Source organism: Brevundimonas sp., assembly GCF_041648615.1.
GTDB lineage: Bacteria > Pseudomonadota > Alphaproteobacteria > Caulobacterales > Caulobacteraceae > Brevundimonas.
On the sequence record NZ_JBAZOS010000005.1, the window covers coordinates 102,415 to 123,102 of the forward strand.

General features: G+C 68.2%; 13 protein-coding genes. 5 read left to right on the forward strand and 8 right to left on the reverse strand.

All coding sequences use genetic code 11. The annotated features are described in order from the left end of the window. The first annotated feature begins 263 nt into the window (after nt 1–263). Together WC555_RS04160 and WC555_RS04165 are read left to right on the forward strand one after the other, a co-directional pair. Nucleotides 264–1,565, forward strand: a complete 1,302-nt coding sequence (locus WC555_RS04160) for an MFS transporter (protein ID WP_373251399.1) — start codon at nt 264–266, stop codon at nt 1,563–1,565. 184 nt (nt 1,566–1,749) lie between these two features. Further along, the gene (locus WC555_RS04165; RefSeq protein ID WP_373251401.1) at nt 1,750–3,186 is read left to right on the forward strand and encodes an aldehyde dehydrogenase family protein; all 1,437 of its coding nucleotides are present in this window, start codon (nt 1,750–1,752) and stop codon (nt 3,184–3,186) included. Here WC555_RS04165 and WC555_RS04170 read toward each other — a convergent pair. From WC555_RS04170 to WC555_RS04180, 3 genes are all read right to left on the reverse strand, one after another. Then, nucleotides 3,183–4,742: a carboxylesterase/lipase family protein gene (locus WC555_RS04170; RefSeq protein ID WP_373251403.1), complete on the reverse strand. Its 1,560-nt coding sequence runs from the start codon at nt 4,740–4,742 to the stop codon at nt 3,183–3,185. The genes WC555_RS04165 and WC555_RS04170 overlap by 4 nt on opposite strands. A 4-nt stretch (nt 4,743–4,746) precedes the next feature. Beyond that, nucleotides 4,747–5,853: a PfkB family carbohydrate kinase gene (locus WC555_RS04175; RefSeq protein WP_373251406.1), complete on the reverse strand. Its 1,107-nt coding sequence runs from the start codon at nt 5,851–5,853 to the stop codon at nt 4,747–4,749. A 104-nt stretch (nt 5,854–5,957) separates the two neighbouring features. Continuing rightward, on the reverse strand, nt 5,958–8,963 hold the full coding sequence (locus tag WC555_RS04180; RefSeq protein WP_373251408.1) for a TonB-dependent receptor: 3,006 nt from the start codon (nt 8,961–8,963) through the stop codon (nt 5,958–5,960). A 339-nt stretch (nt 8,964–9,302) separates the two neighbouring features. Here WC555_RS04180 and WC555_RS04185 point away from each other — a divergent pair, with 339 nt between their 5' ends. After that, nucleotides 9,303–10,493, forward strand: coding sequence for a polysaccharide lyase family 1 protein (locus WC555_RS04185; RefSeq protein ID WP_373251411.1), 1,191 nt, complete (start codon nt 9,303–9,305; stop codon nt 10,491–10,493). A gap of 42 nt (nt 10,494–10,535) precedes the next feature. On the opposite strand, the gene kduD is transcribed toward WC555_RS04185, so the two are convergent. The 5 genes from kduD to WC555_RS04210 form a co-directional block, all read right to left on the reverse strand. After that, complete coding sequence (kduD, locus tag WC555_RS04190; RefSeq protein WP_373251415.1) at nt 10,536–11,279, reverse strand: 2-dehydro-3-deoxy-D-gluconate 5-dehydrogenase KduD; 744 nt, start codon at nt 11,277–11,279, stop codon at nt 10,536–10,538. Further along, a complete protein-coding gene (kduI, locus tag WC555_RS04195; RefSeq protein ID WP_373251417.1) occupies nt 11,276–12,109 on the reverse strand; it encodes a 5-dehydro-4-deoxy-D-glucuronate isomerase in 834 nt (277 codons plus the stop codon). The genes kduD and kduI overlap by 4 nt, the downstream gene beginning before the upstream one ends. A 193-nt stretch (nt 12,110–12,302) precedes the next feature. After that, nucleotides 12,303–13,292 carry an HWE histidine kinase domain-containing protein gene (locus WC555_RS04200; RefSeq protein WP_373251419.1) on the reverse strand — a complete coding sequence of 330 codons (990 nt, stop codon included), beginning with the start codon at nt 13,290–13,292 and terminating at the stop codon, nt 12,303–12,305. Nucleotides 13,293–13,490: 198 nt separating this feature from the next. Further along, nucleotides 13,491–14,534 carry a LacI family DNA-binding transcriptional regulator gene (locus WC555_RS04205; RefSeq protein WP_373251421.1) on the reverse strand — a complete coding sequence of 348 codons (1,044 nt, stop codon included), beginning with the start codon at nt 14,532–14,534 and terminating at the stop codon, nt 13,491–13,493. 63 nt (nt 14,535–14,597) lie between these two features. Continuing rightward, nucleotides 14,598–15,983 carry a polysaccharide lyase family 1 protein gene (locus tag WC555_RS04210; protein WP_373251423.1) on the reverse strand — a complete coding sequence of 462 codons (1,386 nt, stop codon included), beginning with the start codon at nt 15,981–15,983 and terminating at the stop codon, nt 14,598–14,600. 127 nt (nt 15,984–16,110) lie between these two features. Here WC555_RS04210 and WC555_RS04215 point away from each other — a divergent pair, with 127 nt between their 5' ends. Continuing rightward, the gene (locus tag WC555_RS04215) at nt 16,111–16,917 is read left to right on the forward strand and encodes a 2-keto-4-pentenoate hydratase (protein ID WP_373251425.1); all 807 of its coding nucleotides are present in this window, start codon (nt 16,111–16,113) and stop codon (nt 16,915–16,917) included. Between the two features lie 118 nt (nt 16,918–17,035). Then, the gene (locus WC555_RS04220) at nt 17,036–20,677 is read left to right on the forward strand and encodes a hydantoinase B/oxoprolinase family protein (RefSeq protein WP_373251426.1); all 3,642 of its coding nucleotides are present in this window, start codon (nt 17,036–17,038) and stop codon (nt 20,675–20,677) included. Nucleotides 20,678–20,688 lie beyond the last annotated feature (11 nt).

Here is a 20,688-nt window from a genome sequence, read left to right on the forward strand (position 1 = left end):
TCATGGCGCATTGGCCGCGAAACCGGTGCGCCGCCACAAGGCCGAGCCTGCGCTGTCCGTCCAGAACCTCGACCGTTGCGGGCGTCGATGACCTCGGCGACCGCGCTGATTCCGGCCCGTCGGCTCGTCGACCGTCAGTTTCCGGAGCGGATGGAATAAGGATTGACACCGGTTACCTTGCATCCGCATTCTCAGGCTGAAATCGCCGACAACCGCCCGGGAACAGGGCGGGCCGGCCGGGAAACAGACGGGACGAGGCGATCATGGGCGACGTTGCAGGCGTGACCGCGAACCAGCCGGCGCCCCCCGGTAAATACCGCTGGGTGGTGGTGTGGCTGCTGTTCGCCGCCATGGTCATCAACTACGTCGACCGTCAGGCCATCGGCGTGCTGAAGCCCACCCTGATGGGCGAGTTCGGCTGGACCGAGGGCGACTTCGCCAACATCATCTTCTGGTTCCAGGCGGCCTATGCCGTGTCCTACCTGCTGTGGGGCCGGATCGTCGACAAGATCGGAGCCCGCTGGGGCTTCGGGCTCGCCTTCATCATCTGGCAGATCGCCTTCATCGCCCACGCCGGAATCCGCAACCTCAACCACGCCATCTTCGTCCGCCTGGCGCTGGGCGTCGGCGAGGGCGGCGGCTTCCCCGCCGGCATCAAGGCGGTCACCGAATGGTTCCCCAAGAAGGAACGCGCCTTCGCTGTCGGTCTGTTCAACGCGGGGACCAATATCGGGGCGATCGTGACGCCCCTGATCATACCGCTGATCGCCTCCGTCTGGCTCGGCACGGCCGAGGATCCGAACTGGCGGATGGCCCTGATCATCGTCGGTGCGGCCGGCATGATCTGGGTGCCGATCTGGTTCATGGTCTACAAGCGCCCGGGCGAGCACAGCAAGGTCACCCCCGAAGAACTCGACTATATCGCCCAGGACGCCCCCGATCCCGCGCACAAGATCAGCTGGTTGAAGCTGCTGACGGTCAAGGAGACCTGGGCCTATGCGCTGGGCAAATTCCTGATCGACCCGATCTGGTGGTTCTTCCTGTTCTGGCTGCCGGGCTTCCTCGGGACCCAGTACGATCTCAACCTTCTGACCTTCGGCCCGCCGCTGATCGCCATCTATCTGATGAGCGACGTGGGCTCGATCGGCGGCGGCTGGCTGTCCGGGCAGTTCCTCAAACGGGGCATGAGTCTCAACGCAGCGCGCAAGCTGACCATGCTCATCTGCGCCCTGGCCGTCCTTCCGGTGGCCTTCGCCGGCATGGCGTCGAACGTCTGGACCGCGGTCCTGATCATCGGCGTCGCGACCGCCGCCCACCAGGGCTTCTCGGCCAACCTCTACGCCATGCCGGGGGATGTCTTCCCGCGATCGGCCGTGGGGTCCGTCGTCGGCATCGGCGGCATGATCGGCGGCTTCGGCGGCATGGCCATGGCCAAATACGCGGGCTTCGTTCTGGAAAAGATCGGCAGCTACACGCCGATCTTCGTCGTCGCCGCCTCGGCCTATCTGATCGCGCTGCTGGTCATCCACCTGCTGTCGCCGCGCTATGCGCCGGCGAAGGTCTAGAAGCCGCCGGCTGGGATCGGCTGACACTGACGGGCGAGCCCGTAGGAGGCGTCGCGCGGGAAGCCGCGCGGTCGCTTCTTTTCACCTTGGCCGCCTGGAATGCGACCAAAATCCTGAGCAAGGACATACGCGAGCCGAGCCCCGGGCTGTAGGCTGGCGGTCAGTCCTGTTCCGGAGCGATCCCATGCCGTCCCTGAAAACGTCCTATCCACTGTACCTCGCCAATGAGGCGCTGACCCCCAATCAGGACCTGGAGGTCACCGACAAATACTCGGGCAAGGTGGCGACCCGCGTCGCCATGGCCGACGCAGCAACCATCGACAAGGCCATCGGGGCCGCGGTCGAGGCGACCCGGCCCATGGCTGAGATGGCGGCCTATGAGCGGCAGGCGGTCCTCGCCCATTGCGTGACGCGGTTCCAGGAACGGTTCGACGAACTGGCCTATGCCCTGTGCATCGAGGCGGGCAAGCCGATCAAGGATTCCAGGGGCGAGGTCGGCCGGTTGATCGACACCTTCCGGATCGCGGCCGAGGAGTCCGTCCGCATGACCGGAGAAGTCCAGCCCCTGGACATCTCGGCCCGGGCGAAGGGCTATCAGGGCATGTGGAAGCGTGTCCCGATCGGCCCCTGCTCCTTCATTTCGCCCTTCAATTTTCCCCTGAACCTCGCGGCGCACAAGATCGCCCCGGCGTTGGCCGTGGGCTGCCCGTTCATGATGAAGCCGGCGTCGCGCACGCCGCTGGGGGCGCTGATCATCGGCGAAGTCCTGGCAGAAACGAATCTGCCCAGGGGGGCCTTCTCCATCCTGCCGGCGACCCGTGACGGGGCCGACCTGTTCACGACGGACGACAGGCTGAAACTGTTGTCCTTCACCGGCTCGCCGGAGGTCGGCTGGGCGCTCAAGGCAAGGTCCGGCAAGAAGAAGGTGGTGCTGGAGCTGGGCGGCAATGCCGCGGTGATCGTCGACCACGACACGGATCTGGAAGACGCCGCCGACCGGATCATCTTCGGCGCCTTCTACCAGTCGGGCCAGTCCTGCATCGGGGTGCAGCGCATCCTGATCCATGACGACGTCTATGACGCCTTGAGGGACAGGCTGGTGACGAAGACGCGCGCGCTGGTGTCCGGCGATCCCCAGGATGAAAACGTCTTCATCGGCCCCATGATCGACGAGACGGAAGCCCGACGGCTGGAGGAGTGGATCGCCGACGATGTCGCCGCCGGAGCGACCTTGCTGTGCGGCGGAGGACGCAAGGGGGCGATGCTGGAGGCCACGCTGCTGGAGGGCGTCGGACGCGGGCTGAAAATTCGTGACGAGGAGGCGTTCGGGCCGGTCGCGATCCTGTCGCGCTTCTCCGATTTCGAGGCGGCGCTGGAAGAGGTCAACGACAGCCGCTTCGGCCTGCAGGCGGGCGTCTTCACCCGCGACATCCACAAGGCCATGCGCGCCTGGGAGGTGCTGGAGGTCGGCGGCGTCTTGATCGGCGACGTGCCCAGTTACCGGGTCGACAACATGCCCTACGGCGGCGTCAAGGATTCAGGGCTCGGCCGCGAGGGGGTCAAGTTCGCCATGGAAGATATGACCGAGATCCGCAATCTCGTGATCAGGAAGCGCCCCTAGGTCCCGGGCTGGACATAGGGCGTCATGGCGAAGAAGCGGCGCTCGGCCCCGCGAGGATCGTTCTCCAGCCGGGTCTCGACATCGAACACCATCGTCTCGCGGTCAGGAAGGCCATACGGGACCCAGACCGGAAGGCCGGGATGGTTCGGATCGCCCGAGCGCGCAAAGGCGATGAAGGCCTCGCTCAGGCGAGCGGCGACGGCGTGGGCGCCCGGGCCCGTAACCCGCGATCCGGCGGCGTCCACATTGTCGAACGCCAGAGGGATATCCACCGTGTGGAAGGCGCCGGATCGGCCGTTCTCCAGGGTTCCGGGAAAGTCCATCTGATAGACCCAGGCCGGCGCCCCCTGGACGGCCCGCGCCTCGGCTTCGATGACCGCCGCGCGCCATGACCGGCCGGCGGTGGAGGCGCCGATCAGCACCTGGTCCGGCGACCAGTCGGGGTGCAGACGCCGGTACTCGGCGATCACGGTCTCCGGGGCGACATCGATCCGCATCACCTCGGGCGACATCCGCGCCGGAAGGCTCTCCCACGTCAGTCCGGCGTTGGCGGAATCGCCGCCGAGGAAGGCCAGGGTCTCGTCCCGGGTGGCGCCGATGATCATGGGCACCCCCGCCGACTGGGCCGGCGCGTCCGGGTAGAAGGGGTGACGAAACAGACTCTGCTGATCGACCACCGGGCCGAAATACAGGCTGCCATAGCCCAGCACAGGGTCCGTGATCCGGGCGGCCTCAAGCAGCGCCTCCGCCGGGGTCCGGTGCAGATCGCGGACCCGGTCGGGCGCGACGCCTGACGCATCGAGCCAGGCCCGGGTGCGTCGTCCGGCGTTCAGAGGACCGGACGCTGTGACCTGCTGGCCGCTCATCGTCGCGGCGCGGTGAAACAGCCCGGAGGCCGCCGGCATGGCCATCAGGGTGGCGATCTTGGCGCCGCCGCCCGACTGGCCGAAGAGCATGACCCGATCCGGATCGCCGCCGAAGGCCGCGATATTGTCCCTCACCCAGCGCAGCGCCAGAACCAGGTCCAGCTGTCCCGCATTGCCCGAATGCGGAAGGCTGGCGTCCAGCCGGGCCATATAGGCGTAACCGAACAGGTTGAGCCGGTGGTTCAGCGTGACCACGACCACATCGCCTCGCGCGGCCAGCCTCGCCCCATCGGTCAGAGGCGATGAGCCCGAACCGGTCGAATAGGCGCCGCCGTGGACATAGACCATGACCGGCCGACGCCCGGCGTCCAGCCCGGGCGTCCAGACGTTCAGAAACAGGCAGTCTTCGGACTGGTTCGGTTCGCCGCCCGGCTGGGGACAGGCGGCGCCGTAGTCCACCGCCTCGACGGGTCGCGTCCAGGGAGCCGGCGGACGCGGCGGCTGGAACCGGGTCTGACGGGTGTCGGCGCCGTAGCGCACACCCTTGAAGCTGAGGATTCCGCCATCGCGCAAACCGATGACCGGGCCATGGGTCGTGCTGGCGCGCGGCGACGTCGACGCACGAACCGGGCGGGCGGGCAGCGCCGCGGCCGCCGCCAGCGCACCCAGAGCGCCGCGACGGGTCAGCACGGAATCACCGGATCGACCGGCCGTCGCCGCCGGCCAGCAGAGCCTCGATCTCCTGACGCGAAACCATGGAGGCGTCGCCGGGAGTCGTCATGGCCAGGGCGCCGTGGGCGGCCCCCCAGGCGACCGCCTCGCCGACCGGCAGGCCTTTCATCAGCGCCCAGGCCAGGCCAGAGACGAAGCTGTCCCCGCCCCCGACCCGGTCGAGGATTTCCAGATCGGTCCAGACCGGCGCCATGTGCAGTTGGTTCCCGCTCCATGCCGCCGCCGACCAGTCGTTGCGGCTGGCCGTCGACGGGCGGCGCAAGGTGGCGGCGACGACCTTCACCCCGGGATAGAGGCCGGAGAACGCCTCGGCGGCCGCGGCGAAGCCGGACGCTCCGAGGTCCGCGTCATCACCTGTCGCCGCCCCTTTGACGTCGACGCCAAGACAGGTCCGGAACCCGTGACCATCGCCGATCATCACGTCGACGGCGCCCGCGATGGCGCGGTTCACGCGGCGGGCGGCGTCCGGGTCCGGATGGCTGTCCCACAGGCTGGCGCGATAGTTGAGGTCATAGGACACCACCGTCCCGTGCCGCCGGGCGGCCTCCACAGCCTCGATCGCGACCTCCGCGGTCGAGGCGGACAGGGCGGCGAAGATGCCGCCGGTGTGGAACCAGCGGACGCCCTCCCCACCGAACAGCCGGTCCCAGTCGATCTCGCCCGGCCGCATCTGACTGGCCGCGGAATTGGCGCGGTCCGACAGGCCCCGCGCCGGGCGGACGCCGAACCCCCGCTCGGTGAAGTTCAGGCCGAGGCGGGTGTTGCGACCCATTCCGTCAGCCTCACGCCAGACGACATGGCTGCGGTCCACGCCACCCTGGGCGATCAGGTCATCGGCCAGCCAGCCGAGATCATTGTCGGGCAGGGCCGTGACGACCGCGCTGCGCTGGCCGAACGTCTTCGCCATGGCCCGCGCCACATTGTATTCGCCGCCGCCCTCCCAGACGTCGAACGAGCGGGCGTTGCGCACCCGCCGCTCGCCGGGATCGAACCGCAGCATGACCTCGCCCAGGGCGACCATGTCCCAGCGGCAGTCTTCGGACGGGCGGAGGTTCAACAGCGCGGACATCCCGAAATCCTATACGCCGTGTCCTGACGGCGTTGGAGCGAAAGAAAGAGAGGGCCGACGACTGACGCCGCCGACCCTCAAGGCACGTTCAGGAGAACGCGTTTCTAGAAGCGATACCGGGCGCCGACGAAGAGCTGACGGCCCGTGTGATGATAGACCGAGGTGCTTTCGCGGGAAGCGCCGTCGCCGACGAACTGATGGTTCTCCTCGTCCGTCAGGTTCAGGGCCTCAAGCGTGAGCTGGACCTGTTCGGTCAGCTGGTACGAGGCCGAGGCGTCGAGGTTGAACGTCTCCATCTTGCCTTCGATGGCGTTGCCGTTCCGGCCAGGCACGTTCTGGAGATACGAATCCCGGATCGCCGCCGAGACCCGCGCCGAGAACTTGTCGTCCTCATAGTAAAGGGTGGCGTTGTAGGACTGGGGCGACAGATTGATCAGGTCCGCGGTGACGAACACAGAGCAGGTTGCATCGTTGCAGTAGTCGATCTCGGACTCGACGTGGGTGTAGTTCAGCTGCACGCCCGTGTTGGCGAGGAAGCCCGGCAGGAAACGGAAGGGCTGCTGATAGCTGATCTCGAAGCCCTTCAGCGGGCCGCCTTCGGTATTCACCGCCGCGGTCAGCTGGAAGATGGTCGAGGCCGAGCAGGGCGCGTTGCAGAAGCTCGGGGCGAACGCCGAGGGGTTCAGGGCCGTCAGGGCCGAATAGGGAAGGTCTTGGCGGACGAGCTGAATGTAGGTGTCGATGTCCTTGTAGAAGTAGGCGAAGGACAGGAGGCTTTCCGGCGCGAAATACCACTCGATGCTGAAGTCGTAGGTGTCCGCGCGGAACGGCTCCAGCTTCACATTGCCGATCGTCGCGGTGAAGTTCGGACCGGTGGACAGGGAGGTTGTCGGAACGAGGAAGTTGGTGCCGGCCAGGTTGTTGTTGATCGGCGGACGCGCCATCACCTTGGCCGCGCCGAAGCGCAGGAACAGGTTTTCGGCGGGTTCCAGCACCAGGTTCATCGACGGCAGGGTGTCGGAATATTCGTTGTCGCCGGTCACCAGGGTGCCGCCCCCGGTCGAGCTGTAGCCGGTGGCCTCGAGAACGGTGTTGGCCTGCCGCACGCCGATGTTGCCGCGGAACGGCATGTTGAACAGTTCGGTGTCGAAATCGGCCTGGACGTAGAAGGCCAGATCCTGCTCGTGGATCGACCGGTTGCCGCCGCGGGCGTTGCCGTTGGTAATGCTGGTCAGTCGGAAGTCACCGCCCGGCACGCCGGTGTCGCAGTTGCAGTAGATGTTGAACAGGCTGGCGATGGCGTTCAGGTCGGGCCGCAGCCAGCTGGTGTCTGTGCCCGTCGGAACCAGATTCTGGCCGAAACCCGTCAGCAGGTTGGAGATGTTGGCCACGGTGGTCCCGGCGGGCAGCGCGGGTACGAGGGTTTCGTCGGCGCGTCGCGACTCATAGGAATCGGTGTCGTAGGTCTTGAAGTTGATCCCCGCCTTGAAGGTGACGAACTCACTGGCGTCATAGGCGATGTCGGCCTGGGCCGTGGTGAACAGGGTGTCGACGCCGTTGGGCCGCAGGCGGATTTCCGAGCGCGGCAGAACAGCCAGGCCCGTGCCCAGGTTGGCGCCTCGCCAGGCCCAGTTGGCCGGGTTGGTCACGTCGAAGCCGTAGTTGATCACCGGCGCTTCCGCATTGCCGCGGAAGTCCCAGGAATAGCCCTGGGTGTTCTGCCGATCGAGCGTGACCGTCGTCTGGATCGGGTTTTCGAAGTTCGACTCCGCCCGACCGTAGTAGAAGCTGCCGCGCAGGCGATCCGAGAAGTCGTGCTCGGCCGAGAAGCTGATCTGGGTGTATTCGGTCGAGAGCACGTCGTAGCGGCTCTCGGAGCGGATATCGACGTTGTCGAACAGGCCGTAGACCAGCATGTTGTTCTCGACCACGGCGTCCCGGACGTGGATCTGGGTCTGGCCGCCGGCCGCAGCGTTGCGGCTGAAGGACAGGGCTTCCAGGAAGTCCTCCTGACGGGTGGCGTCCAGTTTGGAATACAGGATGTCCAGCGAGAACAGGGTGGTCTCGGCCGGTCGCCACTGGAACGAGCCGGTGACGCCCAGGCGTTCCTGCTCGTGGGTCAGGCGGCCGTAGCGCGGCAGGCGCGGAATGAAGACGCCGGCCTGGTTCGCCGTCGTGAAGGCGGTGTTGTTGGCGGCCGTGTTGGCCGGACGGGCCACGCCGGTGGCGCAGTTCGCGGCATTCGAGCCGTTGGCGGTGCTGTTGCCGGGATTCTGGGGGGCGAAGCCGACGGGGCTGCAGAAGCCGCCGCTGTTGGTCGAACCCGGCGCTGCGGCCGGCGCCCAGCGGACCGAACTGAAGCCCTCCTCCAACAGGCTGCGTTCGCTGTAGGCGACCGAAACCAGGGCGCCGAACTCGTCATTGGCGCCGAAGGTGTTGCTCAGCAGGAGGGCGTAACGCGGGTTGTACTCTTCCGAGAGGTCATTGTAGCCGGCCTGGAACGAGGCGGCGGCGGTGAAGCCGTTACGGTCGAACGGGCGCGTGCCCTGCAGGTCGACGGTGGCGCCGAGCGAGCCCTCTTCCGTCTCGGCCGCGGCGGTCTTGCGCACGGTGATCGAGTTGAAGAGTTCCGAGGCAAAGACGTTGAAATCGAAGCCCCGGCCGCGGTTGGCGCCGCCCGAGGAGTCCGTGCCGCCGGCGGTGGCCTGGGCCTCCATGCCGTTGATGCGGGTGCGGGTGAAGTCGGGGCCCAGACCCCGGACCGTGATCGTGCGGCCTTCGCCGGCGTCGCGGTCGATGGAGACGCCCGGAACGCGCTGGATCGACTCTGCCAGGTTGAGGTCCGGGAAGTCGGCGATATCCTCGGCGACGATCACGTCGACCATGTTGTTTTCGCGCTTCTTGGCCTCGAGGCCTGCGCTCAGGCTGGCGCGAAAGCCGGTGACGACGACCTCGTCAATCTCGGTAGTGTCGTCCTGGCCGGGAGGCGGCGCATCCTGCGCCGCGGCGGCCCCGATCCCCAGCGAGAGGGCTACGGCCAGTCCGGACGCTCCCGCGAACAGGGTACGGCGAAAGGCGCGGGTCATCCCCGGCTGAATGGCTTGCATCATATGCCTCCTCCCAATTGGGCATACAGGACGCCGGGGTGACCCCGGTCTATCGATTTTTGCGGGCCGACATCGTTGGCCGTCCCGTTTGACACCGGTGTCATATTGGCGTGGAATAGTTCCTGACACCGGTATCAATCGGAGCCTACCCTCATGATCCGCGTTTTCGCAACCCCGGTTTTGCGCACGACCCTGGCAAGCGCGGCCATAACGCTGGTTTGCGTGGCTTTGGAAGCACACCCCGCGCGGGCCCAGGCGGCGGCGGCCGGCCCTGTCGCATTTCCAGGCGCGGAAGGCGCGGGCCGGATGGCGCTGGGCGGACGAGGCGGACGCGTCCTCCGGGTGACAAACCTGAACGATGCGGGGCCGGGCAGCCTGCGCGCGGCGGTCGAGGCCGACGGGCCGCGCACCGTGGTCTTCGATATTGGCGGGACGATACAGCTGGCGTCGCCGCTGACGATCCGGCGCGGGCGGATCACCCTCGCCGGCCAGACGGCGCCGGGCGGCGGGGTCACCCTGCGCGACCATCCGCTGGTCATCGCCGCGGACGATGTCGTCGTCCGTCATATCCGATCGCGGCTCGGCGACGAGAGCGGGAGCGAATCGGACGCCATCTCTGTCGAGCGCGGCCGGCGCATCATTCTGGACCACGTCTCGGCCTCATGGTCGGTGGACGAGACCCTGTCGGTCGGCAGCCGCTACGATCCGCCCGAGCGCGGGATTTATGACGTCACCGTGCAGTGGTCGATCATCGCCGAGTCCCTGAACGCCTCGGCCCACGCCAAGGGCGAGCACGGCTATGGGTCGCTGGTCCGGGGCGGGCATGGCGCGCGGATGACCTTCCACCACAATCTGTGGGCGGCGCACCGGGCGCGGATGCCCCGGCCCGGCAACTACAATCCGCCGTCGGTCGATCCGGAAGGCCCGAGGTTCGAGTTCCGCTCAAACGTTTTCCACGACTGGGGAGGATCGCATGCGGGCTACAACGCCGACACCGAAAGCCTGTCGACCTACGCCTTCATCGGCAACGCCTACATCCCGGGTCCTGACTCGACGGGCCGCTGGGCCTTCGAGGAATCCAATCCCCTCGCCCGCGCCTGGTTCGAAGGCAATGCAATGGACGACGAGGTCCCGGCGGATCCGTGGAGTCTGGTGAAGGATTCGGACCGCCCCGGCTACCGGATGGCGGCGCGTCCGGACTGGGCTGACCCCGTGGCCGGACCGGTGGGCGAGACCGGGGCGAAGGTGCTGGCGCGCGCGGGCGCCGGTCCCGTCCGCGACGCCGTGGACGCGCGGATCGTGGCCGGCGTCCGTTCGCGGTCGCTGCGCATCATCGACAGCCAGAGCCAGGTCGGCGGCTGGCCCGCGCTGGAGGCCGGGACGCCGTGGATCGATGGCGACGACGACGGCATGCCCGACGACTGGGAGCGGGCCAACGGGCTGGACCCTGCCGACGCCGGGGACGGTCCGGCCGACCGCAACGGCGACGGCTGGACCAATCTCGAGGACTGGATGAACAGTCTGGCGGACTGAGGGACCCTTCCACCTGCGTCAGATCCGGACCGGGGCGAAAACCTACCGGGCCAGCCAGCCGCCGTCGACGGCCAGGACCGTGCCGTGAACATAGCTGGCGGCGTCCGAAGACAGGAAGACCGCGGCCCCCGCCAGATCGGACGGCTGGCCCCAATGGCCGGCGGGAATGCGGGCCAGGATGTCGCGATTGCGGGTCTCGTCGGCGCGCAGGGCCTCGGTGTTGTTGGTCGCGAAATAGCCCGGCGCGATGCCGTTGACGTTGATGCCTTTCGACGCCCACTCGCAGGCCAGCAGGCGGGTCAGGCCGGCGAGGCCGCTCTTGGACGCCGTGTAGGACGGCACACGGATGCCGCCCTGGAAGGACAGCATCGAGCAGATGTTGATGATCTTGCCGCCCCGGCCGTCGGCGACCCAGGTGCGGGCCACAGCCTGGCTGAGGAAGAAGGCGGTCTTCAGATTGGTGTCCATCACCGCGTCCCAGTCTTCCTCGGTGAAGTCGAGGCTGTCGGCGCGACGGATGATGCCGGCGTTGTTGACGAGGATGTCGACCGGGCCCGCCTGGGCGACCACGTCGGCGATCGGGGCGATGGAGCCAAGGTCGGCGGAGACGGCCTTGAAGGCGCGGTCCAGACCAGTGACGAGGGCCTCGGTCTCGGTCGGCGCCGACCGGCCGACGGCGACGATGTCGGCCCCCGCCCCGGCCAGTCCGACCGCGATGGCCTGGCCCAGCCCGGTGTTGGCGCCGGTGACCAGGGCGACTCGCCCGCTGAGGTCGAAGCCGCTCATTTCAGCTGGCAGATGTCGAGGACGTGCATGTCGGTGTAGTCGAGGTTCTCGCCGCCCATGGCCCAGATGAAGGTGTAGTTGGACGTGCCCGAACCCATGTGGATCGACCACGGCGGCGACACCACGGCCTCGCCGTCGGCGACCACGATATGCCGCTGGGCGTCCGGCTCGCCCATGAAGTGGAAGACGCGGTCGTTCTCGCCGAGGCCGAAGTAGAAATAGACCTCGGACCGCCGGTCATGCAGGTGCGGCGGCATGGTGTTCCAGACGCTGCCGGTCTTGAGGATCGTCAGCCCCAGCAGCAGCTGGCACGACTGGCAGGTGGTCGGGACGATGTACTGGTAGATGGTCCGTTCGTTCGAGGTCTCCAGCGCGCCTCGTTCCAGCGGCACGGCCTGGCTGAGCGAGATGTGCTTCGTCTCGTAGCGGACGTGGGCCGGCGTCGACGCCAGATAGAAGCGGGTGTCGCCGGCGAAGGTGACGTCCTTCGAGCCCATAGCGATGTAGAGGCCGTCATTGGGCTCCAGTGTATAGGCCTGACCGTCGACCGTGACGGTGCCGGTCGCGCCGCCGACATTGACCACGCCGAGCTCGCGCCGCTCGAGGAAGGGACGGCCCGCGGCCGAGGCCGGCTCGGTCTGGTCGGGCAGTCTCACCGTCGCCGCCTCCGGCTCGACGCCGCCGATCACGAAGCGCTCGTAGTGGGTGTAGGTCAGGCGGATGCGCCCGCCCTCGAACAGACCGTCGATCAGATAGCGCTCGCGCAGCTGGTCGTTGGTGACCCCGTCCATCATGTCCGGGTGGGTGGCGTGATAGGTCTTGCAGTACATGGGATCACCTTGTCCGGGTCGGAACGCGACGTCTAGGTAACCGGTGTCATGGATGGGAGCAAGGCTGGCGGGAGGGTTGGGTCGGCTTCCGACCCATCGCCGGCGTCAGCCAGGGGTTCGATGCTCCGGACCAACGGTGGGCGACTGGCTCGAGCGAGATTGACAGGATCGGGCCGACCGCAAATCGTGGCGTTCAAAGCCGGATGCGGAAATGCGCCGTGAGGCCTTCCGGATTGTATTTGATGACGCTGCTGGACGGCCCGAAACATCGCTCGATCAGGTCACTGCCAAACCCGCGCCGGACCGGAAGCGCGACGCGCGGCCCGCCCGTCTCGGTCCAATCAAGCAAGAGGTAGTCGGCATCGCCATCGTGTTCGACCGTCCAGTCCAGCTGCACAGACCCTTCACTGTTGCTGAGCGAGCCATATTTGGCCGCGTTTGTCGCCAGCTCGTGCAGCACCAGAGACATCGACACCGCCTGTTGTGGAGGAATGGTCACTACCGGGCCATGGAGTCCGACACGGTCGCCGGCGTCGTTTCGAAACGGGGCCAGCTCGAGTTCCAAAAGCTCGATCAGCTGAACGTCTTGCCATGGCCCCAGCAGTGCATCCTGGGTCCGCGATATTGATCGCAGTCGACCTTCAAGGACATCGCGAAATTCCTCGACGGACGAGACCGAGCGCGCTGTCAGCGAGATCACCGCATTGACGACCGCCATGATATTCTTGAACCGGTGCGCCATTTCCGACGCAATCAGGTTCCGTTGCTCGTCCAGCGCGTTCCGGTAGCTCATATCCCGGACGACGACGGTAAGCAGGGCCTGTCCGCCGAAAAAGCGGCGGCTCAGCACCGCCTCCGCCGGGAATTCGGTTCCATCCCTTCGAAGCCCGAACACTTCGCGCTCGCCTGCCATCGCCCGGGCGGATTCCGAAGGCGCCGAGCCGAAACTCGCCACGTCATGCGCATGGGTTTCCCGAAAGCGGGGCGGGATCAGGAGATGAATGCTTGTGCCCAGCACGTCGGGCGCCGAATGGCCGAACAGCTTCTCGGCGGCGGGGTTGAACAGCAGGATCTTGCCTTGTTCGTCGGTGCTGATCACGGCATCCGCGATGCACGACAATAGTTCTTCCGCCGAAGGCCCATGGAATTCGGCGTCGGGACCGTTGGATTGGATGCTTCGCATGCGACGCCCCCTTCGGGTTCGCTAAAGCAAAGCTTGCCCTCCGCACGCTAACATCTCCGACAGTATTGCACCATCTGGTTGAGGGCGCAGCGACAGTCCGGTTCAGCACGGGAGAGCGGCAGCGCGCTCGACCGGGACCAAAAACGACCGCTTTCCGCCCCTGGCGCACCGTCAGCGCGTCGGCTTTCGACCTGGACTCTAACGCCTGGGGGGCGCCGTCGAGTCCCGCACGACCAGCGACGGGTCGACCTCGGGCTGGACCAGGGTGGCGGGATCCAGACCGCGGCTGCGCGCCGTCAGTTTCTCGGCCGCCATCCGGCCCATGTCGCGGATCGGCAGGCGGATGGTGGTCAGGTTGGGCCAGACGCGCGAGGCCATGGGCAGGTCGTCGAAACCGACGATGGACAGGTCTTCCGGCACCCGCAGCCCGGCGTCGCGGGCGGCCTTCATCACGCCGATGGCCATTTCGTCATTGCCGGCGAAGATGGCCGTGGGCCGTTGCGGCAGCGCCAGCAATTCCGTCGCCGCCTCCACGCCGGATTCGAACGTATAGGCCGCGCGCCGCACATAGGCGGGGTCCAGCGTCACGCCGTGTTCGGCCAGGCCCTCGGCGAACCCCCGGCCCCTCTCGTGCGACGAACGGAAGGTGTCAGGGCCGGAGATGAAGGCGATCCGGCGGTGGCCCAGCTCGGCCAGATGCCGCGCCGCCCGCGCGCCGCCGCGGCTGTCGTGGGTCACGACCATGCAGGCGGGCTCGTCCAGCGAGACCGAGGCGATGCGGACATAGGGGCAGTCGGCATCACGCAGGATGGCGACCACGCGCTCGTCTTCCGACACCGAAGGCGGCATCACCACGCCGAACAGCTTCTGCCGCACGATGAAAGCGCGCACCTCGTTCAGGAAGGTTTCGGAGCCGCGGTTGCACGGGTGGACCACCAGCTCCAGGCCGGAGCCGCGAACGGCATCCAGCACGCCCTGCTGCATGTTCACGACATAGTTCGGACTGGGGTTGTCGTAGATCATCCCGACCAGGAACGAGCGCCGGAACGCCAGGCCGCGCGCCTGGGGATCGGGGCTGTAGCCATGCTCGGCGATGATCGCCTCGACCCGTTTGCGGGTGTCGTCCTTGACGAAGGGCGAGTTGTTGATGACCCGCGAGACGGTCTTCTTCGACACCTCGGCCAGCCGGGCGATGTCGTTGATGGTGGCGGGCTTGCCGGACGGGCGTTTCGCTTCACTCACGCGGGAGGTCTTTCCTGATCCTGCGTTGTGTCTAGCCCGCTATGCCATCGGTGTCAGCGCCGTTCACGTGCCGCGCCGCACGGCGGGACGGTCCAGCACCTCGTCGCGCAGCGGGGTCATGAAGCGCAGATCCCAGTCGTCGGGGTTGAACGGCTTGCGCGTCGCCTCGACCACCGGGGGATAGCCGCCGACCTCACGCTCGTTGTCGATGATCTCGCCGCGCCCCTCGGCCACCTCGGCGATCAGAAGCACGTCGCGCATGTCGCGGTCCCACGGCCGGGCCCCGACGTTGGACAGAACGGCGCGCTGCACCTCGACGGCCGGGATGGGGGTCAGCCCCTCCCACCAGACCGGCGGACGGCGCACCTCGACGATCCGGGCCGGAGAGGTGGTGTAGCGGCCGAACATCCGGATGGGGTCGCCGACCTGGTCGACGGCGATATTGTCCCGGCCATAGTATTCCACGTCGCCGGCGCCGCCGATCATCATGAAGGCCAGACGGTCCGTCGGCGTTGACGGCCCGGCGCGCAGGACGTTGCCGACCACCGTCATCCTGCCGACCTCGAACGGGACTTCGCCCCATTCCTCGGGCGCGAGATTGTAGTGGATGGCGCGCGGGCCGGGATCGTAGATCAGGTTGTTGGCGATGATCCCGTGCACCCCGCCCTTGAACAGCGGGCTGCGCTCATAGTTGTGAGCATACAGATTGCCGACGATCAGCAGGCCGGTGACGTTGTCGTGGATCAGCGACCCCTTGGAATGCTCGCCCTTGGAATGGGTCGAATAGGCCAGGCTCTCGCCGTTCAGATTGTTGGAGAAGGTGATGTTGTGGCTGGTGCCCTGGCGCCATTCCGCCGGCGTCGATCCGGTGAAGCGCGGGCCCGAGGCCGACAGGTTCTCGTCCGTCGCCCAGGTCAGGCTGCAGTGGTCGATGATGACGTTGTACGCGCCGATGGTGGAGATGCCGTCCTCGTCCCAGCCGCTCATCCACTCGCCGCCGGCCGAACCGGGGCGAATGCGAAGGTGCTGGACCACCACGTCATGGGCGGTGACGTCCATGCCGCCGCGGATCAGGGTGATCCCCGGCGAGGGCGCCGTCTGGCCGGCGATGGTGATGAAGGGATTCTGCAGCTTCAGGGTCTTCTTGCCCAGGTCGATGACTCCACCGACCTCGAAGACCACGATGCGGGGGCCCTCGGCCTCGATCGCGGCGCGCAGGGAGCCCGGGCCCTCGCTGTCCAGATTGGTGACGCGGAGAATCTGTCCGCCGCGCCCGCCCGGCGTCGCCGCGGCCCAGCCCAGGGCGCCGGGGAAGGCAGGCAGGGCCGACGACGCGGCGCCGGCGTCCGTCGGGGTTTGAGCCTGGGCCATGCCCAGCGGCAGGACCAGCGCCGCCAGCAGGACGGCGAGGGGCGCGACGAGGCGCGCGGGCTGCGAGAACCGGGTCATGTTTCCATCCTGTCGACAGTCGCTGTGGCCGCGACCTTGAGATATAGCGCCGCCGCGGGAGCGTCGCCGGATTCAAATTGACACCGGTTTCCGTACTGCGCAATGTCGTTGTGAAACGGGAGGCGGCGTGAGCCACGCATACGACAAGACCAACACCTCGCCGATCGCGCGCGCCTTCGTAGAGGCGCGCCGCGCGGGCCGGGCCCTGTCGCCCTATCCGGGCCCGCCGCCCCTCACCCTGGCCGAGGCCTATGACATCCAGGACGAGGCGATCGCCCTCTGGCCGGACCGGATCGCGGGCTGGAAACTGGGGCGGATCAGGGAGCCGCTGGATCAGCAATACGGCGCGGGCCGGCTGGCGGGGCCGATCTTCTCCCGCAATGTCTGGCAGGCGGGCGCGGAGCCGACCCGGTTCCCCGTCATCGACGGCGGCTTCGCCGCGGTCGAGGCTGAATACGTCATCCAGCTGGGCGCCGCGGCGCCGGACCGCGGCGACTGGACGGCCGCCTCGGTCATCCCCCTGATCGACCAGGTCTTCTCCGGGGTGGAGATCGCCGGCAGCCCCTATCCGGGCATCAACGAGTCAGGCCCGGCGGTGACGGCCTCCGACTTCGGCAACAACGCCGGCCTGATCCTGGGAGACGAGATTCCCGACTGGCGGAATCGCCTCACGGACCTGACCTGCACGGTCTCGATCGATGACCGGACCGTCGGCAGCGGCGGGGCCGTCGACATCCCCGGCGGGCCGATGGACTCCCTGGCCTTCCTGCTGAACCTGTTGCACAGGCGCGGCCGTCGGCTGGAGGCGGGGCAGCTCATCTCCACCGGCGCGGCGACCGGCGTGCACGAGATCCATATCGGCCAGTCCGCCGTCGCCGATTTCGGCCCCGACGGCTGGATCGCCTGCCAGGCCGTCGCCGCCGCCACGGCGTGACCCCGACCGGCGCGACCTGAGGCGGGGCGCGAAGTTGTCGTTGGACGGACGGCGCCGCGACCGGCTATCTGCATAAATCCATCCCCTCCCCTGCCGGGCCAACCGCCGGAGCGACCTCATGAGCGCGCCCTCGATCTCCGCTCGCGACGGCTGGCGCTTCTGGATCGACCGCGGCGGCACCTTCACCGACATCGTCGCCCGGGCCCCCGACGGGCGACTGGAGACGCGCAAGCTGCTGTCCGACAATCCGGAACAGTACGCCGACGCGGCGGTGGAAGGGGTGCGCCGCATCCTGAACGCCGCGCCGGGCCCCCTGCCCGAAGGCCGCGTCGACGCCATCCGCATGGGGACGACCGTGGCGACCAACGCCCTGCTGGAACGCAAGGGCGAGCCGGTTTTGCTGGCCATCACGCGAGGCTTCGGCGACGCCCTGCGCATCGGCTGGCAGAGCCGTCCCGACATCTTCGCCCGTCACATCATCCTGAACGAACAGCTGTACGACCGCGTCGTCGAGATCGGCGAACGCGTCCGCGCCGACGGAACAGTCGAACAGCCGCTGGACGAGGCCCGGGCCCGCGCCGATCTGACGGCGGCCCATGCGGCGGGCCTGCGCGCCGTGGCCATCGTGCTGATGCACGGCTGGCGTTTCACCGACCATGAAGCGCGGCTGGCGGAGATCGCCCGCGAGGCCGGCTTCGAACAGGTCTCGGTCAGCCATGAGGTCGGAGCCCTGATCAAGCTGATCGGGCGCGGCGACACCACCGTGGCCGACGCCTATCTGTCGCCGATCCTGCGCGCCTATGTCGACCGGGTGGGCGCCGATCTGGGCGAGGCCACGCCGCTGCTGTTCATGCAATCCAGCGGGGGTCTGACGGCGGCCGGCGCCTTCCGGGGCAAGGACGCCATCCTGTCGGGCCCGGCGGGTGGCGTGGTCGGCATGGCCGGGACCGCGCGGGCGGCGGGCTTCGAGCGGGTCATCGGCTTTGACATGGGCGGCACCTCGACGGACGTGTCGCATTTCGCCGGCGACTATGAGCGGACCTCGGACGCCGTGGTGGCGGGGGTCCGGCTGCGCGCGCCCATGCTGAGCATCCATACGGTGGCGGCGGGCGGCGGCTCGATCTGCCGCTTCGACGGCTCGCGCCTGAGGGTCGGGCCGGAATCGGCGGGCGCCGTGCCCGGTCCGGCCGCCTACCGGCGCGGCGGCCCCCTGACCGTCACCGACTGCAACGTCATGCTGGGCAAGCTGCGGCCCGACCAGTTCCCCGCCGTCTTCGGCCCCGAGGGCGACCAGCCGCTGGACGCCGACGCCGTGCGGAAGAAGTTCGACGCGCTCGCGGCCGAGGTCGCCGACGCCACGGGCCGCGCGACGACGCCGGAAGCCCTGGCCGAAGGCTTCGTCACCATCGCCGTCCAGAACATGGCCGAGGCGATCAAGTCGGTCTCGATCCAGCGCGGCTATGACGTCACCCGCTACGTCCTGAACTGCTTCGGCGGCGCCGGGGGGCAGCACGCCTGTCTGGTGGCCGACGCCCTCGGCATGACGCGGGTCATGCTGCATCCCTTCGCCGGCGTGCTGTCGGCCTGGGGCATGGGTCTGGCCGATGTGCGAGCCATCCGGCAGGCCACCGTGGCCGCGCCGCTCGACGCCGCCGGCGACACGGCGCTGACGGACCGGGTCGATGCCCTGACCGCCGAGGCGCGCGGCCTGCTGAAGGCCCAGGGATTCGCCGATCGCTCCATCACCGTCCTGGTCCGGGCCGAGATCAAATTCGCCGGCTCGGACACGCCCCTGTCCGTGCCCTTCGGTCCCGCCGACGAGATGCGGGCGGAGTTCGAGGCGCTGCACCGTCAGCGTTTCGGCTTCTTCGCCGAGGACAAGGCGCTGGTCGTCGAGACTCTGGAAGCGGAGGCCGTCGCCGCCTCTGACCAGGCGGCGTCCACGCCCTTCACCGGCGGGAGCGAGGGACCGCCGGCAGCCGTCGCCCACGTCCCCGTGCGGATGACGGGCGCGGATCACGACACGCCGGTCTATCGCCGCGACGCCTTCGGACCCGGCGCCGCCGTGGACGGGCCCGCCGTCATTCTGGAAGACACCGGCACCACGGTCCTCGAGCCAGGCTGGCGCGTCACGGCGGATGATGCGCTGAACCTGCTCCTCGCCCGCGTGACCGCCCTGCCCCCGCGCACCGCCCTGGGCACGGATGCCGATCCGATCATGCTGGAGGTCTTCAACAGCCGGTTCATGGCCGCGGCCGAACAGATGGGCGAGGCGCTGCGGGCCACGGCCTATTCGGTCAACATCAAGGAGCGGCTCGACTTCTCCTGCGCCGTCTTCGACGCCACCGGCGCCCTGATCGCCAATGCGCCGCATATCCCGGTCCATCTCGGCTCGATGGGCGAGAGCATCCGCACCGTGATCCGCTCGCGGGGCGACGCGGCCGACGGCCGGGGCATGAAGCGGGGCGACGTCTATATGCTGAACGCCCCCTACAACGGCGGCACCCACCTGCCCGACATCACCGTCATCATGCCGGTCTTCCTCGAGGCCGACGACGCCCCCGCCTTCTTCGTCGCCGCCCGAGGGCACCATGCGGACGTCGGCGGAACCACGCCCGGATCGATGCCGCCCTCGTCGAGGACGGTCGAGGACGAGGGCGTGCTGATCGACGACTTCCTGCTGATCGACGCCGGACGGTTGAGGGATGCGGAGACCCGCGCCCTGTTCGCCTCGGGCCGCCATCCGTCGCGCAACGTCGGTCAGAACATGGCCGACCTGAAGGCCCAGGTCGCCTCCTGCGCGCGGGGGGCCGACGAGCTGGCGCGCATGGTGACGGAGTTCGGACGCGAGGTGGTCTCCGCCTACATGGGCCATATTCAGGATAACGCCGAAGAAGCCGTCCGGCGCGCCATCGCCGCCCTGAAGCCCGGCGTCTTCGCGGTGGAGATGGACGACGGGGCCGTCATCCGGGTCCGCATCGATGTCGACGCGGAGGCTCGCAGCGCCGTGGTCGACTTCACCGGGACCAGCGACCAGCGGCCGAACAATTTCAACGCGCCCCTGTCGATCACCCGGGCCGCGACGCTCTACGTCTTCCGCACCCTGGTGGACGACGCCATCCCGCTGAACGAGGGCTGCCTCAAGCCGATCCGGCTGATCGTGCCGGAAGGGTCGATGCTCAATCCCCGCTATCCCGCCGCTGTCGTGGCCGGCAACGTCGAGACCAGCCAGGCCGTGGTGGACTGCCTCTATGGCGCCCTGGGCGTGCTGGCGGCCAGCCAGGGGACGATGAACAATTTCACCTTCGGCGACGACGCCCGCCAGTATTACGAGACCATCGCCGGCGGTTCGGGCGCCGGCCCGGGCTTCGACGGCGCCTCGGCGGTGCAGACGCATATGACCAACAGCCGCCTGACCGATCCCGAGGTGCTGGAAACCCGCTTCCCGGTGCTGCTGGAAGAATTCTCGATCCGGCGCGGCTCGGGCGGCGCCGGGGCGAACCGGGGGGGCGACGGAGCGGTGCGGCGCGTGCGTTTCCTCGAGCCCCTGACGGCGGCCATCCTGTCGAACCACCGCAGAACGGCTCCCTTCGGTGTGGCCGGCGGCGAGGACGGCGCCATCGGCGTCAACCGCATCGAACGGGCCGATGGCGCGCGTGAAGCCCTGGGCTCGACCGCCGAGGTTCGCATGGGCGTCGGCGACGTCTTCGTCATCGAGACGCCGGGCGGCGGCGGCTATGGTGCGAAAAAGGCTTCCTGAGCGGCGCGATA

Coding starts and splice junctions, on each gene's coding strand:
- WC555_RS04175 (WP_373251406.1), bottom strand. CDS start 5,853: ATGTCCGCGCTGTTGAACCTCCGCCCGTCCGAAGACTGCCGCTGGGAC.
- WC555_RS04210 (WP_373251423.1), bottom strand. CDS start 15,983: ATGACCCGGTTCTCGCAGCCCGCGCGCCTCGTCGCGCCCCTCGCCGTC.
- kduD (WP_373251415.1), bottom strand. CDS start 11,279: ATGAGCGGCTTCGACCTCAGCGGGCGAGTCGCCCTGGTCACCGGCGCC.
- kduI (WP_373251417.1), bottom strand. CDS start 12,109: ATGTACTGCAAGACCTATCACGCCACCCACCCGGACATGATGGACGGG.
- WC555_RS04165 (WP_373251401.1), top strand. CDS start 1,750: ATGCCGTCCCTGAAAACGTCCTATCCACTGTACCTCGCCAATGAGGCG.
- WC555_RS04180 (WP_373251408.1), bottom strand. CDS start 8,963: ATGATGCAAGCCATTCAGCCGGGGATGACCCGCGCCTTTCGCCGTACC.
- WC555_RS04200 (WP_373251419.1), bottom strand. CDS start 13,292: ATGCGAAGCATCCAATCCAACGGTCCCGACGCCGAATTCCATGGGCCT.
- WC555_RS04160 (WP_373251399.1), top strand. CDS start 264: ATGGGCGACGTTGCAGGCGTGACCGCGAACCAGCCGGCGCCCCCCGGT.
- WC555_RS04220 (WP_373251426.1), top strand. CDS start 17,036: ATGAGCGCGCCCTCGATCTCCGCTCGCGACGGCTGGCGCTTCTGGATC.